Source organism: Streptomyces sp. NPDC002676, assembly GCF_053592455.1.
In genome coordinates, this window is the sequence record NZ_JBSFVT010000001.1 from 1,299,313 (window position 1) to 1,313,964 (window position 14,652).

Sequence of the window (14,652 nt, forward strand, 5' to 3'; positions counted from 1 at the left end):
AAATCGAATGCGCGTGCTATATCGTCGAGAGCGGCGTCGGGCATGCTGGATGGCCGGGGGTTGTTATGCAACCGGGAAATCCGACCGGCGTTGTCAGTGGCTCCCCCTAGTCTGAAGAAGCACGGGGGCCCCGCCCCTGTCACTTCTCTCAAGAAAGGTGCGGACCGGCGTGGCCGACCGTCTCATCGTCCGTGGCGCGCGCGAGCACAACCTCAAGAATGTCTCGCTCGACCTGCCGCGCGACTCGCTCATCGTCTTCACGGGCCTGTCGGGGTCGGGCAAGTCCTCCCTGGCCTTCGACACGATCTTCGCGGAGGGCCAGCGCCGCTACGTGGAGTCGCTGTCCTCCTACGCCCGGCAGTTCCTCGGCCAGATGGACAAGCCGGACGTCGACTTCATCGAGGGCCTGTCGCCCGCGGTCTCCATCGACCAGAAGTCGACCTCGCGCAACCCGCGCTCGACGGTCGGCACCATCACCGAGGTCTACGACTACCTGCGCCTGCTCTTCGCGCGCATCGGCAAGCCGCACTGCCCCGAGTGCGGCCGTCCGATCTCGCGCCAGTCGCCGCAGGCCATCGTGGACAAGGTCCTGGAGCTGCCGGAGGGGAGCCGCTTCCAGGTGCTGTCGCCGCTGGTGCGCGAGCGCAAGGGCGAGTTCGTGGACCTCTTCGCGGACCTCCAGACCAAGGGCTACTCCCGCGCGCGCGTGGACGGCGAGACCATCCAGCTCTCCGACCCGCCGACGCTGAAGAAGCAGGAGAAGCACACCATCGAGGTGGTCATCGACCGCCTGACGGTGAAGGACTCCGCCAAGCGCCGCCTCACCGACTCCGTGGAGACCGCCCTCGGCCTGTCCGGCGGCATGGTCGTGCTCGACTTCGTGGACCTCCCCGAGGACGACTCCGAGCGTGAGCGCATGTACTCGGAGCACCTGTACTGCCCGTACGACGACCTGTCCTTCGAGGAGCTGGAGCCGCGCTCCTTCTCCTTCAACTCGCCCTTCGGCGCCTGCCCCGAGTGCACCGGCATCGGCACGCGCATGGAGGTCGACCCCGAGCTGATCGTCCCGGACGAGGAGAAGTCCCTCGACGAGGGCGCCATCCACCCCTGGTCGCACGGCCACACCAAGGACTACTTCGGCCGCTTGATCGGTGCGCTCGCCGACGCCCTCGGCTTCCGCACGGACATCCCCTTCGCGGGCCTGCCGCAGCGCGCCAAGAAGGCCCTGCTCTACGGCCACAAGACCCAGATCGAGGTCCGCTACCGCAACCGGTACGGCCGCGAGCGCGTGTACACCACGCCCTTCGAGGGCGCGGTGCCCTTCGTCAAGCGCCGGCACAGCGAGGCCGAGAGCGACGCCAGCCGCGAGCGCTTCGAGGGCTACATGCGCGAGGTGCCCTGCCCCTCCTGTGAGGGCACGCGCCTGAAGCCGATCGTCCTCGCGGTCACGATCATGGAGAAGTCGATCGCCGAGGTCTCCGGGATGTCGATCAGCGACTGCGCGGACTTCCTGGGCGAGCTGAAGCTGAACGCCCGCGACAAGAAGATCGCCGAGCGCGTGCTGAAGGAGGTCAACGAGCGGCTGCGCTTCCTGGTCGACGTGGGCCTCGACTACCTCTCGCTCAACCGCGCGGCCGGCACCCTCTCCGGCGGCGAGGCCCAGCGCATCCGGCTGGCCACCCAGATCGGCTCCGGTCTCGTCGGCGTCCTGTACGTCCTGGACGAGCCGTCCATCGGCCTGCACCAGCGCGACAACCACCGGCTGATCGAGACCCTGGTCCGGCTGCGCGACATGGGCAACACGCTCATCGTCGTGGAGCACGACGAGGACACCATCAAGGTCGCCGACTGGATCGTGGACATCGGCCCCGGCGCCGGTGAGCACGGCGGCAAGGTCGTGCACAGCGGCTCCCTGAAGGAGCTGCTCGCCAACGCCGAGTCGCAGACGGGGCAGTATCTGTCCGGCCGCAAGTCGATCCCCGTCCCGGACGTACGGCGCCCCCGCGACCTGTCCCGGCAGCTCACCGTGCACGGCGCCCGCGAGAACAACCTTCAGGACATCGACGTGTCCTTCCCGCTCGGCGTCTTCACGGCCGTCACGGGCGTCTCCGGATCCGGCAAGTCGACGCTGGTCAACGACATCCTCTACACGCACCTGGCCCGCGAGCTGAACGGCGCGCGGAACGTCCCCGGGCGGCACACGCGCGTGGACGGCGACGACCTCGTCGACAAGGTCGTGCACGTCGACCAGTCGCCCATCGGCCGCACCCCGCGGTCCAACCCGGCGACGTACACCGGCGTCTTCGATCACATCCGCAAGCTGTTCGCCGAGACGACCGAGGCGAAGGTCCGTGGGTATCTGCCCGGCCGCTTCTCCTTCAACGTCAAGGGCGGGCGCTGCGAGAACTGCGCGGGCGACGGCACCATCAAGATCGAGATGAACTTCCTCCCGGACGTCTACGTCCCGTGCGAGGTCTGCCACGGCGCCCGGTACAACCGGGAGACCCTGGAGGTCCACTACAAGGGCAAGTCCGTCGCCGACGTGCTGAACATGCCGATCGAGGAGGCCACGGACTTCTTCGAGGCCGTCCCGGCCATCTCCCGGCACCTGAGGACGCTGAAGGACGTCGGCCTCGGCTACGTCCGGCTCGGCCAGTCCGCGACCACCCTGTCCGGCGGTGAGGCGCAGCGCGTCAAGCTGGCCAGCGAGCTGCAGAAGCGCTCCACCGGGCGCACGGTCTACGTCCTGGACGAGCCGACCACCGGTCTGCACTTCGAGGACATCAGCAAGCTGCTGAAGGTGCTCTCCGGCCTGGTCGACAAGGGCAACTCGGTGATCGTCATCGAGCACAACCTCGACGTGATCAAGACCGCCGACTGGATCGTCGACATGGGCCCCGAAGGCGGCGCCGGCGGCGGCCTCGTGATCGCCGAGGGCACGCCCGAGGAGGTCGCCGGGGTGCCGGACAGCCACACCGGCAAGTTCCTGCGCGAGATCCTCGGCGCCGACCGCATCAGCGACGCGGAGCCGGTACGGGCGCCGCGGGCCACGGCGGCCAGGAAGACGGCCGCGGCCAGGTCGACGGCGAAGAAGACGGTGACGGCCAAGGCCAACAACACGGCGACCAAGAAGGCCACCGCGGTCACGAAGAAGACGGCACCCGCGAAGAAGACGACGCGGGCCCGCAAGGTCTGAGGGTGAGTCAGGCCATCTTCTGAAAGTCCTGACACGACATCAAAAATCCGGCGCCCCGCGGGAACTTCCCGCGGGGCGCCGCTCGTTCCATCAACAGCCACCCTGGCCCTGCGGTTCGCCGGTCCCACCGACCGCGGGTTCAGCCGAACCTTGACAAGACCAGAGAGGAGACCGGTACTCGCCGGCCTCGCTCACAGCTCGCACAACTCGGCCGCGTACGGCGGCTCCGCCCCCGCCCGCGAGCAGGTGATCGCCGCCGCGCGCGCAGCGAACCGCAGCAGCCGCGTCCAGCCGTCCCGGCCCAGGGCGGCGAGTGCCGCCGGAGACAGCGCGTCCAGGGCGGACAGCCCGTGCAACAGGGCCGCGTTCACCGTGTCACCGGCGCCGATGGTGTCCACGACCTCGACCTTCTCACCGGGCACGGAATACTCCGCCCCGTCCCGGGTGAAGACGGTCAGGCCGTCGCCGCCCCGGGTGACCACCACGGCCGCCGGTCCCGCGGCCAGCCACTCACGCGGGGTGCCGCCCAGCCACGCGGCGTCCTCCGCGGAGAGCTTCAGCAGCGTGACCGAGGGCAGCCAGCTCTCGAAACGCGCCCGGTAGGCGTCCGCGTCCGGGATCAGTCCCGTCCGGATGTTGGGGTCGAGCGCGGTGAACAGGCCCTGCCCGGCCGCGGTCCGCATCAGTTCCTCGTAGGCGCTCGCCCCCGGTTCCAGGACGAGCGAGCAGGTGCCGAAGGACACCGCGCGTGTGGCCGCGGGCAGACCGGCGGGCGCGGTGAACAGGCGGTCGGCGGTGCCGTCGACATAGAAGGAGTAGGCGGCCGAACCCCCGGCGTCGAGGGTGGCGACGGCGAGAGTGGTCGGCTCCGGGCCGCGCTGCACGCCCGACACGTCCACCCCCGCCCGCCGCAGCCCGTCCAGCAGCGCCTCACCGAAGGCGTCGTACGAGGTGCGGGAGCGGAAGGAGGTGGGAGAGCCGAGACGGCCGAGAGCCACGGCGGTGTTGTACGGGCCGCCGCCGAGCGCCGGTTTCAGGCCGGCCAGGGCACCGGGGCCCTGCGGTACCAGGTCGATCAGTGCCTCACCGGCGACGACGATCACGGGACGGTTCCCTTCTCGGACAGCGTGGACGGTCCGGTTCGCGCCGGGCGGCCACAGGACGTGCGGTGCACGAACGCGCACGGCAGACGCACCGTCCGGGCGGGCCGGGAAGGTATCCCATCCACCGACCCCGCGCAAACGCCTGCGCAGGCGTTCACGCGCCCGAGCGGCCTCTCCTCGGGCGCCCGGCCGCCCCCCTCCAGACCCCGCCCTCCTGTCCGGGTATCGTCGGCCTGCACGTCCCCTGACCAGTGGAGATCCAGATGTCCGCCTCCGCGTCCGCGAGCCGCCGTACCGTTCTTCGAGGAGCCGCCGCGGTGCCGGTGGCCGGGCTGGGCCTGGCCGCCTGTGCGGGGCCGGGCTACGGCGGCCAGGCCGCGGCGACCCCGACCGCGCCCGTCGACCTCGGGGCCGAGAGCGAGGTCGGGAAGGGCGGCGCCAAGCTCTTCCGGGACCACAACGTGGTGGTCAGCCGGGACGGGAGCGGTGCGCTCAAGGCGTACAGCACGATCTGCACGCACGCGGGGTGTGCCATCAACAAGCTCGACGGGACGACCCTGATCTGCCCCTGTCACGGCAGTCAGTTCGACGCCGTGACCGGCAAGGTGGTGCAGGCGCCGGCCACCGAGCCGTTGAACGCGCTTCCGGTGAAGGCCGCGAACGGCAGGATCATCGCCGGACCCGGCGCCTGACGCGCCCGGCCCACCGCTCGGCGGGCGGGAAAGCCGACCGACGGGCGGGTGCCGAGGGACCCTTGCTCCCGGTCCCAGGTGGCTTACGCCCAGTCCCAGGCGATACCGACGACGCCCGGCCGGATCCGCGGCTCGACCACGTGGACGCTGTGGTGCGGCCCGCTGACGGGCAGTTCCTGCCGGCCGCTGCGCGGAGCCGCCGGCGAGTGCTGGGTGAAGCGGTGGCAGCGCGCCGGCAGCGCCGCCGCGTCGAAGCACACCTGGAGCGCGTACTGGCCGCCGGGGGAGCCGCACCGGTGGACGTACTCGCGCGAGTCCCCGGCGGTGCCGTCCTCCACGGCGTACCGGAAGAGAAAGGTGTCGCCGGCGCGCAGCCGGGTGCCGAAGAGCAGCTCGGCCACCAGCACACCTGTGTCCTGGTCCCAGCGGACACGGCCGGTGCGGCAGTTCTCCAGGGCCCGGACGCGCATGTCGCGCGGGCTGCAGCCGGGGTCGCCGTGGTGGACGGCGACGAAGCGGTCGACGCCGTCGTGGTGGGCCCGCACGATGTGGTGGGACTCGCGGCCCATCAGCCGGCGCCGCGCGCCGATCCGGACGAGTTCGTGCTGACCCAGAGTGTGCAGACCGCCGTCGAGGGACCAGCCCAGCTCGGTCTGGAGCCGGTTCAGGACGCCGGAGGCCTCGATCACCGAGCGGTACGAGTGGGCCGCCCGGTGGCCGTCGGCGGCGCGGCTGTCGGACTCGGCGAGCAGGCGGATCAGTGACTCGTCCGGCAGCTGGAGGATCTCCTCCAGCGCCCGGACGGCCCGCAGCGACTCGGGGCGCTGCGGGCGGCGGGCGCCCTGCTGCCAGTAACTCAGGCTGGTCACGCCGACCTTGACCCCGTGGCGCGACAGATGGTGCTGCACGCGCTGGAGGGGCAGTCCGCGCGCGGCGATCGCGGCGCGCAGCGCCACGTGGAAGGGGCCGCCCCGCAGAACCGTGTCCAGCTCCGCGGTGGGGACGTCCGCGTGCTCTGTGGCGTACAGCATGCACAGGGGCCTTTCTGTGAGTTGTCACAACGGCTGGTCAGACCGCTCGGCGCGGGTCCCCCGGGGCCTCCCCGTCGGCGCCGGCAGCGCCCGTGCGGGCGTACGCGGTAGGCGTACGCCGTGTGCACGGCCTCGAGTTCCCCCGCATTGAAGCGTGTTGACCAGGCCCCGACAACACCTCGGGCCCGGCCGCGGCGCGCGCGTGGCCGAGCAGCGCCCATGATCGCCGGGGTCGGCGCCCGCCCGCCGGGCGCGGTGTGCCGCGGGCGGATCCCGGAGGGCACGGGGTCCTGAGCCGTACGGGTGCGGGCGGTGTCCACAGGCCCGACGCGGTGTCGGTGCTCGCCAGTAGGGTGTGAGACATGGCCGACCCCTCCAGCTACCGCCCTAGGCCGGGAGAGATCCCGGACTCTCCCGGGGTGTACAGGTTCCGTGACGAGCACCGCCGGGTGATCTACGTCGGAAAGGCGAAAAGCCTGCGCCAGCGCCTGGCGAACTACTTCCAGGACCTGGCGAACCTGCACCCGCGCACCCGGACGATGGTGACCACCGCCGCGTCCGTGGAGTGGACCGTGGTGTCCACGGAGGTCGAGGCGCTCCAGCTGGAGTACTCCTGGATCAAGGAGTACGACCCCCGGTTCAACGTCAAGTACCGCGACGACAAGAGCTACCCGTACCTCGCGGTGACGATGAACGAGGAGTTCCCGCGCGTGCAGGTGATGCGCGGTCACAAGAAGAAGGGTGTCCGGTACTTCGGGCCGTACGGGCACGCCTGGGCCATCCGGGACACCGTGGACCTGCTGCTGCGCGTCTTCCCGGTGCGCACCTGCTCGGCCGGTGTCTTCAAGAACGCCGCCCGCACCGGCCGGCCCTGCCTGCTCGGCTACATCGGCAAGTGCTCCGCCCCCTGCGTCGGCCGGATCTCCCCCGAGGACCACCTGGATCTGGCCGAGGAGTTCTGCGACTTCATGGCCGGGCGCACCGGCACGTACCTCCGTCGTCTGGAGAAGCAGATGATGGAGGCGGCCGAGGAGATGGAGTACGAGCGGGCCGCGCGCCTGCGGGACGACATCGAGGCCCTGAGGAAGGCCATGGAGAAGAACGCGGTCGTGCTCGCCGACGCGACCGACGCCGACCTCATCGCCGTCGCCGAGGACGAGCTGGAGGCGGCCGTGCAGATCTTCCATGTGCGCGGCGGCCGGGTGCGCGGCCAGCGCGGCTGGGTGACCGACAAGGTCGAGGAGGTCACCACCGGCGCCCTGGTCGAGCACGCGTTGCAGCAGCTGTACGGCGAGGAGACCGGGGACGCGGTGCCCAAGGAGGTTCTGGTCCCGGCACTGCCCGAGCCGGCCCTGCCGGTGCAGGAGTGGCTGACCGGCCGCCGCGGCGCGAACGTGTCGCTGCGCATCCCGCAGCGCGGCGACAAGAAGGCGCTCATGGAGACCGTGCAGCGCAACGCCCAGCAGGCGCTCGCCCTGCACAAGACCAAGCGCGCCTCCGACCTGACCACGCGCTCGCGCGCCCTGGAGGAGATCGCCGAAGCCCTCGACCTGGACAGTGCCCCGCTCAGGATCGAGTGCTACGACGTCTCGCACCTCCAGGGTGACGACGTGGTCGCCTCCATGGTCGTCTTCGAGGACGGGCTGCAGCGCAAGAGCGAGTACCGGCGCTTCCAGATCAAGGGTCGTGTCGGAGACACGCAGCTCTGGCACGGCACCGGCCAGGACGACGTGCGCTCCATGCACGAGGTGATCACCCGCCGCTTCCGGCGCTACCTGGCCGAGAAGGAGAAGACCGGCGAGTGGGTCGAGGAGGAGGCCGAGACCGAGGGCGGCCTCGGGAACGGCCTCAAGGACGACGACGGCCGCCCCAGGAAGTTCGCCTATCCGCCCCAGCTCGTCGTGGTCGACGGCGGCCAGCCGCAGGTCGCCGCCGCCCGGCGCGCCCTGGACGAACTGGGCATCGACGACATCGCCGTCTGCGGCCTCGCCAAGCGCCTGGAGGAGGTCTGGGTGCCCGGGGAGGACGACCCGGTGGTGCTGCCCCGCACCAGCGAGGGCCTGTACCTGCTCCAGCGCGTCCGTGACGAGGCCCACCGCTTCGCGATCACCTACCAGCGCACGAAGCGGGCCAAGCGCTTCCGTTCCAGTCCCCTGGACGACGTGCCCGGCCTCGGCGAGACGCGCAAACAGGCGCTCGTCAAGCATTTCGGTTCGGTGAAGAAGCTCCGGTCCGCCACAATCGAGCAGATCCAGGAAGTGCCCGGGATAGGCAGGAAGACGGCCGAGACCATCGCCGCGGCCCTCGCCCGGGCGGTCCCGGCCGCACCCGCCGTGAACACGGCGACCGGAGAGATCATTGAAGACGAGGAACCCGATACGACGGGGGATTCCTCGGGGGAGCCCGTGAACGCGGGACACCCGGACGAACGACGGGGGCAGGAGACATGACCGAGCACGCACAGCCCACAGCGGACCGAGAACAGGCGGTCGTGGGGACGCCGGAGCAGGCGCCCCAGGAAGACGGAGCACAGGTGAGTACGGACGCCACACCGGCCGGCGCCCCCGAGGCGGCCATCCCCGAGCTGGTGATCATCTCCGGCATGTCCGGAGCGGGCCGGTCGACGGCCGCGAAGTGTCTGGAGGACCTCGGCTGGTTCGTCGTCGACAACCTCCCGCCCGCCCTCATCCCCACCATGGTGGAGCTGGGCGCCCGCTCCCAGGGCAACGTGGCGCGGATCGCGGTCGTCGTCGACGTACGCGGCCGGCGGTTCTTCGACAACCTGCGTGAGTCCCTCGCCGACCTCGACACCCGGGGCGTCACCCGGCGCATCGTCTTCCTGGAGTCCTCCGACGAGGCCCTGGTGCGCCGCTTCGAGTCGGTGCGCCGCCCGCACCCGCTCCAGGGAGACGGCCGCATCGTGGACGGCATCGCCGCCGAGCGCGAGCTGCTGCGGGAGCTGCGCGGCGACGCCGACCTGGTGATCGACACCTCCAGCCTCAACGTGCACGAGCTGCGCGCGAAGATGGACGCCCAGTTCGCGGGCGAGGAGGAGCCCGAGCTGCGGGCCACCGTGATGTCCTTCGGCTTCAAGTACGGTCTGCCGGTCGACGCCGACCTGGTCGCGGACATGCGGTTCCTGCCCAACCCGCACTGGGTGCCGGAGCTGCGCCCGTTCACCGGGCTCAACGAGGAGGTCTCCGCCTACGTCTTCAACCAGCCCGGCGCCAAGGAGTTCCTCGACCGGTACGCCGAGCTGCTCAGGCTCGTCGCGGCCGGCTACCGGCGTGAGGGCAAGCGGTATGTGACCATCGCCATCGGCTGCACGGGTGGCAAGCACCGCTCGGTCGCGGTGTCGGAGAAGCTCGCCGCGCGTCTCGCGGCCGAAGGCGTGGAGACGGTGATCGTGCACCGGGACATGGGACGGGAATGACGGAACGTACACGGCGGCTGAGCCGGCTGCGCCGAGTTGTGCCGGAGGGGCGCGCGGGCCGCGCCGCGGCCGAGCCCCGCGGCGCCCGGCCGCGCCGTCGCGGCGCACAGCCCAAGGTCGTCGCCCTCGGCGGCGGCATGGGCCTGTCCGCCTCGCTCGCCGCGCTGCGCCGGATCACCGGTGACCTCACCGCCGTCGTCACCGTGGCCGACGACGGCGGCTCCAGCGGGCGCCTGCGCGACGAGCTGGGCGTGCTGCCGCCCGGCGACCTGCGCAAGGCGCTGGCCGCGCTGTGCGGTGACGACGACTGGGGCCAGACCTGGGCCCGGGTCATCCAGCACCGCTTCCAGTCCCAGGGCGAGATCAACGGGCACGCGGTCGGCAACCTGCTGATCGTCGCCCTGTGGGAGCAGCTCGGCGACCACGTCCAGGCCCTGGACCTGGTCGGCAAGCTGCTCGGCGCGCACGGGCGGGTGCTGCCCATGTCCGCCGTGCCGCTGGAGCTGCAGGCCTTGGTCAGGGGACACGACCCGGAGCGCCCGGACGACGTCGACACGGTGCGCGGGCAGGCGACCGTGGCGCTCACGCCCGGCGAGGTGCAGTCGGTGCACCTGGTCCCGAACGACCCGCCCGCCGTCCCGGAGGCCGTCGCCGCGGTCCTGGACGCGGACTGGGTGGTGCTGGGCCCCGGCTCCTGGTTCTCCTCCGTGATCCCGCACCTGCTCGTCCCCGAGCTGCTGGATGCCCTCACCGAGACCAAGGCACGCAAGGTCCTCTCCCTGAACCTCGCGCCGCAGCCGGGAGAAACCGAGGGCTTCTCCCCGCAGCGTCATTTGGAGGTTTTGGGGCGACACGCCCCTAAACTCGCCCTGGACGTGGTGCTGGCCGACGAGGCTGCCGTGCCCGACCGCGATTCGCTCACCGAGGCCGCCAAGCGGCTCGGAGCCGCGGTCGAGCTGGCCCCGGTGGCCCGGCCCGACGGTTCACCCCGGCACGACCCGGAGCTGTTGGCCGCCGCGTACGACCGTATTTTTCGGATGCATGGAAGGATCGGCCCATGGCGATGACGGCAGCGGTGAAGGATGAGATCTCCCGGCTCCCCGTCACCCGGACCTGCTGCAGGAAGGCGGAGGTCTCCGCCATTCTGCGGTTCGCCGGCGGCCTTCACCTGGTCAGCGGGCGCATCGTGATCGAGGCGGAGCTGGACACCGCGATGGCGGCCCGCCGCCTCAAGCGGGACATCCTGGAGATCTTCGGCCACAGCTCGGAGCTGATCGTGATGGCGCCCGGCGGGCTGCGCCGCGGCTCGCGCTATGTCGTGCGTGTGGTCGCGGGCGGTGACCAGCTGGCCCGGCAGACCGGTCTGGTCGACGGCCGGGGACGCCCGATCCGCGGTCTGCCCCCGCAGGTGGTCTCGGGGGCCACCTGTGACGCGGAGGCGGCCTGGCGCGGCGCCTTCCTGGCGCACGGCTCGCTGACCGAGCCCGGCCGCTCCTCCTCGCTGGAGGTGACCTGCCCCGGCCCGGAGGCCGCGCTCGCGCTGGTCGGTGCCGCCCGTCGGCTGTCCATCGCCGCGAAGGCCCGCGAGGTGCGCACCGTGGACCGGGTGGTCGTCCGCGACGGCGACGCGATCGGCGCGCTGCTCACCCGGCTCGGCGCGCACGAGTCCGTGCTGGCCTGGGAGGAGCGCCGGATGCGCCGCGAGGTGCGGGCCACCGCCAACCGGCTCGCCAACTTCGACGACGCCAACCTGCGCCGTTCGGCCCGTGCCGCCGTGGCCGCCGGTGCCCGGGTGCAGCGGGCCCTGGAGATCCTCGGTGACGAGGTGCCCGAGCACCTCGCCGCCGCCGGCCGGCTGCGCATGGAGCACAAGCAGGCCTCCCTGGAGGAGCTGGGCGCGCTCGCCGACCCGCCGCTCACCAAGGACGCGGTCGCGGGCCGGATCCGCCGGCTGCTGGCCATGGCCGACAAGCGGGCCGCCGACCTGGGCATCCCGGGCACGGAGGCCAACCTCTCGGAGGAGCTGGCGGACAACCTGGCCGGCTGACCCGCCCTCTCTCAACACGCCGGTGCCGAAGCCCACTTGGGGCGTCGGCATCGGCGTTCGCATGGCCGGGCGAACTCCCGTTTACGCTTCAATGAGGCGCTCTTGACTCGATCATGAACTGTCATGAGCCTGGCAGAAGTTCGCCGCTGCGGCGGACCACGGCTAGGGGGGTTCATGAGACACAGAGCGAGATCGATCCTCGCTGTCGGCGCGCTCCTGCTCGGCGGAGCGAGCCTCGCACCCATCGCCCAGGCACAGAGCGGAAGTCCGGTCAGGTCCGCCGGTGACGACGGAGCCGAGGTCAAGGTCTTCCGTGCCGACATCACCCAGAAGCAGCTACCGCTGCTCCTCAAGGCCGGGCAGGACGGCCAGGAACTCGGCGAGCAGGTGACCGCGGGTGGAAAGAGCACCGTCGAGGTCTATCTGACCGACCGGCAGGCCCAGCAGCTCAGGAAACAGGGCGTCGGCCTCACCGAGCACACCCTTTCGGCGAAGGCCGCGGCGCGCGTCGAGGGCGCCTCCCAGGGCGTGTTCCGGCCCTACAGCGGAAACGGCGGACTCGAACAGGAGATCCTCGCGACCGCCCAGGCCCACCCGGGCCTCGCCAAGGTCGAGTCCATCGGCAAGACCGTCGACGGCCAGGACATTCTCGCGCTCAAGCTGACCCGGGGCGCGAAGAGGTCGCAGGACGGCTCCAGGCCCGCCGTCCTGTACGTGTCCAACCAGCACGCGCGTGAGTGGATCACGCCGGAGATGACCCGGCGGCTGATGCACTACTACCTGGACCACTACACGACGGACCGGCGGATCAAGCAGATCGTCGACTCGACCGAGCTGTGGTTCGTCATCTCGGCCAACCCCGACGGCTACGACTACACCTTCAAGGACTCCACCACCCGCCTGTGGCGCAAGAACCTGCGCGACGTCAACGGCGACGGTGTCATCGGCACGGGTGACGGCGTCGACCTCAACCGCAACTTCGCCTACAAGTGGGGCTATGACGACGAGGGTTCGTCCCCCAACCCCACCAGCCAGACCTACCGCGGCGCGAGCCCCGAGTCCGAGCCCGAGACCCGGGCCCTCGATTCCTTCGAGAAGCGCATCGGGTTCCGGTACGGCGTCAACTACCACTCCGCCGCCGAACTCCTCCTCTACGGAGTCGGCTGGCAGGTCGCCACCCCGACCCCCGACGACGTGCTCTACAAGGCGCTCGCCGGCACTCCCGACAACCCGGCCATCCCCGGCTACCGTTCGCAGGTCTCCTCGGAGCTGTACACCACCAACGGCGAGGCCGACGGCCATGCCTCGAACGTCAACGGCATGGCGATGTTCACCCCCGAGATGTCGACCTGCGAGAGCGCGTCGGACCTCGACCCGAACGACGCCTGGAACGCCGACGACTGCCAGTCGGTCTTCAACTTCCCCGACGACGAGAAGCTGATCCAGCAGGAGTTCGAGAAGAACATCCCGTTCGCGCTGTCCGTCGCCGAGACCGCCGCCCATCCCGACCGACCGGTCTCCTCGGTCGGCCTGAGCGCCGCCGACTTCACCCCGGCCACGTTCTCCACCTCGTACTCCCGGGGCCACGACCAGGAGGTCTCCGTCGTCGTCCGCAAGGCGGTCCGCGACAAGGAACTCAAGTACCGCGTCAACGGCGGCCGGACGCACGACCAGGACCTCAGGCCCTGGAAGGGCGGCGAGACCTACGGCGGCAAGGACAACCTCTACTTCGACGAGTACCGCGCCAAGGTCCAAGACGGCGCACCCGGCGACAAGGTCGAGGTGTGGTTCACCGGGAAGACCAGGAACGGCAGGAAGCTCGCCGGCTCCCACTTCACGTACACCGTCGCCGAGCGGCCGAAGGCCGACACCCTCGTCGTCGCCGAGGAGGGCGCGGCGGCCACACAGGCGCAGGCGTACGTGGACGCGCTCAAGGCCGCGGGCCGCAGGGCGATCGTGTGGGACGTCGCCACCCAGGGCGCCCCGGACGCGCTCGCCGTGCTGAAGCACTTCAAGACCGTCGTGCACTACTCGGGCGCGAACGGCCCGGGCAACGCCACCCAGCTCCAGCTGCGTGCCTACCTCAACGAGGGCGGCCGGCTGATCGAGGCCGGCGAGCTGGCCGGCGGCAGCGTCGACCTCGGCCGCGGCACCCTGTCGGACGACTTCAGCCAGTACTACCTGGGCGCGTACTCCCGTACGTCGACCAAGGGAGCCACCGGCTTCAACGGCTCGGGCACCCTGGACGGCTACACCGGCGTCCTCGGTGACGCGCCCGGCAACCCCCTGGACCGGGCCGGCACCTACGGCGTCACCTCCGAGGCGCTGCCCGCGGCCACGTACCCGCAGTTCAAGAGCGCGGGCGCGGGACAGTTCGCCGGGACGGTCAACCCGTACGGGCCCTACACCGGCTCCTACATGGCCGCGGCCGTGCACACCGACGACGCCTACAAGCGCCTCACCCGCACCATCGACCTCACCGGTGTCAGCGCCGCCGACAAGCCCGCCCTGAGCACACGGCTGCTGTGGGACACCGAGCCGGGCTACGACCACGCGGTGGTCGAGGCACACACCGTGGGTGCCGACGACTGGACGACCCTCCCGGAGGCCGGCGGGGCCACCCGGACGGCCGTACCGGAGGAGTGCGGGGCCGGGTTCCTGATCGGCGAGCACCCCTGGCTCAGGCACTACCTGACGCTCGCGGACAACGCCTGCACCGCGACCGGCACCACCGGCTCGTGGAACAGCCTCACCGGCAGCTCCGGCGGCTGGCAGCAGGTGAGCTTCGACCTGAGCGCGTACGCCGGGAAGTCCGTCGAGCTCTCGATCAGCTACATCACCGACCCGGGCACCGGCGGGCACGGCGTCCTCGCCGACGACGCCTCGCTCGTCGTCGGCACCGTCGCGAAGGAGACCGAGGGCTTCGAGACGTCCCTGGGTCCCTGGAGCGTCGCCGGACCGCCCGCGGGCAGCCCGGCCGTCCTCAAGGACTGGACGCGCACCGGAACCCTCTTCCGGACCTACGGAGCGGTCACCACGGACGACACCGTGCTGCTCGGTTTCGGTCTGGAACAGGTGCCGTCGGCGGCCGATCGGGCCGCCCTGATGACGAAGGCGCTCGCCTCACTCGACAGGTGAGCACAACCCCCT

Annotated in this window: 9 protein-coding genes; 7 read left to right on the forward strand and 2 right to left on the reverse strand. The window is 71.1% G+C overall.

Going from position 1 to position 14,652, the window contains the following annotated elements; all coding sequences use genetic code 11:
* The first annotated feature begins 169 nt into the window (after positions 1 to 169).
* Positions 170 to 3,196, forward strand: coding sequence for an excinuclease ABC subunit UvrA (gene uvrA, locus ACWD3E_RS06160; protein WP_451386320.1), 3,027 nt, complete (start codon positions 170 to 172; stop codon positions 3,194 to 3,196).
* A 191-nt stretch (positions 3,197 to 3,387) separates the two neighbouring features.
* On the opposite strand, the gene ACWD3E_RS06165 is transcribed toward uvrA, so the two are convergent.
* Complete coding sequence (locus ACWD3E_RS06165; protein WP_451386321.1) at positions 3,388 to 4,299, reverse strand: carbohydrate kinase family protein; 912 nt, start codon at positions 4,297 to 4,299, stop codon at positions 3,388 to 3,390.
* A 263-nt stretch (positions 4,300 to 4,562) separates the two neighbouring features.
* Here ACWD3E_RS06165 and ACWD3E_RS06170 point away from each other — a divergent pair, with 263 nt between their 5' ends.
* The gene (locus tag ACWD3E_RS06170) at positions 4,563 to 4,991 is read left to right on the forward strand and encodes a QcrA and Rieske domain-containing protein (protein ID WP_451386322.1); all 429 of its coding nucleotides are present in this window, start codon (positions 4,563 to 4,565) and stop codon (positions 4,989 to 4,991) included.
* An 83-nt stretch (positions 4,992 to 5,074) separates the two neighbouring features.
* Here the strand turns inward: ACWD3E_RS06170 and ACWD3E_RS06175 are convergent, their stop codons facing one another.
* Positions 5,075 to 6,022 carry a hypothetical protein gene (locus tag ACWD3E_RS06175; protein ID WP_451386323.1) on the reverse strand — a complete coding sequence of 316 codons (948 nt, stop codon included), beginning with the start codon at positions 6,020 to 6,022 and terminating at the stop codon, positions 5,075 to 5,077.
* 362 nt (positions 6,023 to 6,384) lie between these two features.
* Between ACWD3E_RS06175 and uvrC the strand changes: the two genes are divergently transcribed.
* From uvrC to ACWD3E_RS06200, 5 genes are all read left to right on the forward strand, one after another.
* Entirely contained in the window at positions 6,385 to 8,472 is a 2,088-nt protein-coding gene (gene uvrC, locus ACWD3E_RS06180) for an excinuclease ABC subunit UvrC (RefSeq protein ID WP_451386324.1), read from the forward strand.
* Positions 8,469 to 9,455, forward strand: a complete 987-nt coding sequence (gene rapZ / locus ACWD3E_RS06185; protein WP_451386325.1) for an RNase adapter RapZ — start codon at positions 8,469 to 8,471, stop codon at positions 9,453 to 9,455. The genes uvrC and rapZ overlap by 4 nt, the downstream gene beginning before the upstream one ends.
* On the forward strand, positions 9,452 to 10,522 hold the full coding sequence (locus ACWD3E_RS06190; RefSeq protein WP_451386326.1) for a gluconeogenesis factor YvcK family protein: 1,071 nt from the start codon (positions 9,452 to 9,454) through the stop codon (positions 10,520 to 10,522). The genes rapZ and ACWD3E_RS06190 overlap by 4 nt, the downstream gene beginning before the upstream one ends.
* Positions 10,513 to 11,502 (forward strand): DNA-binding protein WhiA, encoded by a 990-nt coding sequence (gene whiA, locus ACWD3E_RS06195; RefSeq protein ID WP_031166139.1) that lies wholly within the window; start codon positions 10,513 to 10,515, stop codon positions 11,500 to 11,502. The genes ACWD3E_RS06190 and whiA overlap by 10 nt, the downstream gene beginning before the upstream one ends.
* A gap of 174 nt (positions 11,503 to 11,676) precedes the next feature.
* The gene (locus tag ACWD3E_RS06200) at positions 11,677 to 14,640 is read left to right on the forward strand and encodes a M14 family zinc carboxypeptidase (RefSeq protein WP_451386327.1); all 2,964 of its coding nucleotides are present in this window, start codon (positions 11,677 to 11,679) and stop codon (positions 14,638 to 14,640) included.
* The last annotated feature ends 12 nt before the right edge of the window (positions 14,641 to 14,652 follow it).

Excerpts from the sequence above, each read along its gene's own strand:
- rapZ (WP_451386325.1), top strand. The coding sequence starts at position 8,469 with ATGACCGAGCACGCACAGCCCACAGCGGACCGAGAACAGGCGGTCGTG.
- ACWD3E_RS06175 (WP_451386323.1), bottom strand. The coding sequence starts at position 6,022 with ATGCTGTACGCCACAGAGCACGCGGACGTCCCCACCGCGGAGCTGGAC.
- ACWD3E_RS06190 (WP_451386326.1), top strand. The coding sequence starts at position 9,452 with ATGACGGAACGTACACGGCGGCTGAGCCGGCTGCGCCGAGTTGTGCCG.
- whiA (WP_031166139.1), top strand. The coding sequence starts at position 10,513 with ATGGCGATGACGGCAGCGGTGAAGGATGAGATCTCCCGGCTCCCCGTC.
- uvrC (WP_451386324.1), top strand. The coding sequence starts at position 6,385 with ATGGCCGACCCCTCCAGCTACCGCCCTAGGCCGGGAGAGATCCCGGAC.
- ACWD3E_RS06200 (WP_451386327.1), top strand. The coding sequence starts at position 11,677 with ATGAGACACAGAGCGAGATCGATCCTCGCTGTCGGCGCGCTCCTGCTC.
- ACWD3E_RS06170 (WP_451386322.1), top strand. The coding sequence starts at position 4,563 with ATGTCCGCCTCCGCGTCCGCGAGCCGCCGTACCGTTCTTCGAGGAGCC.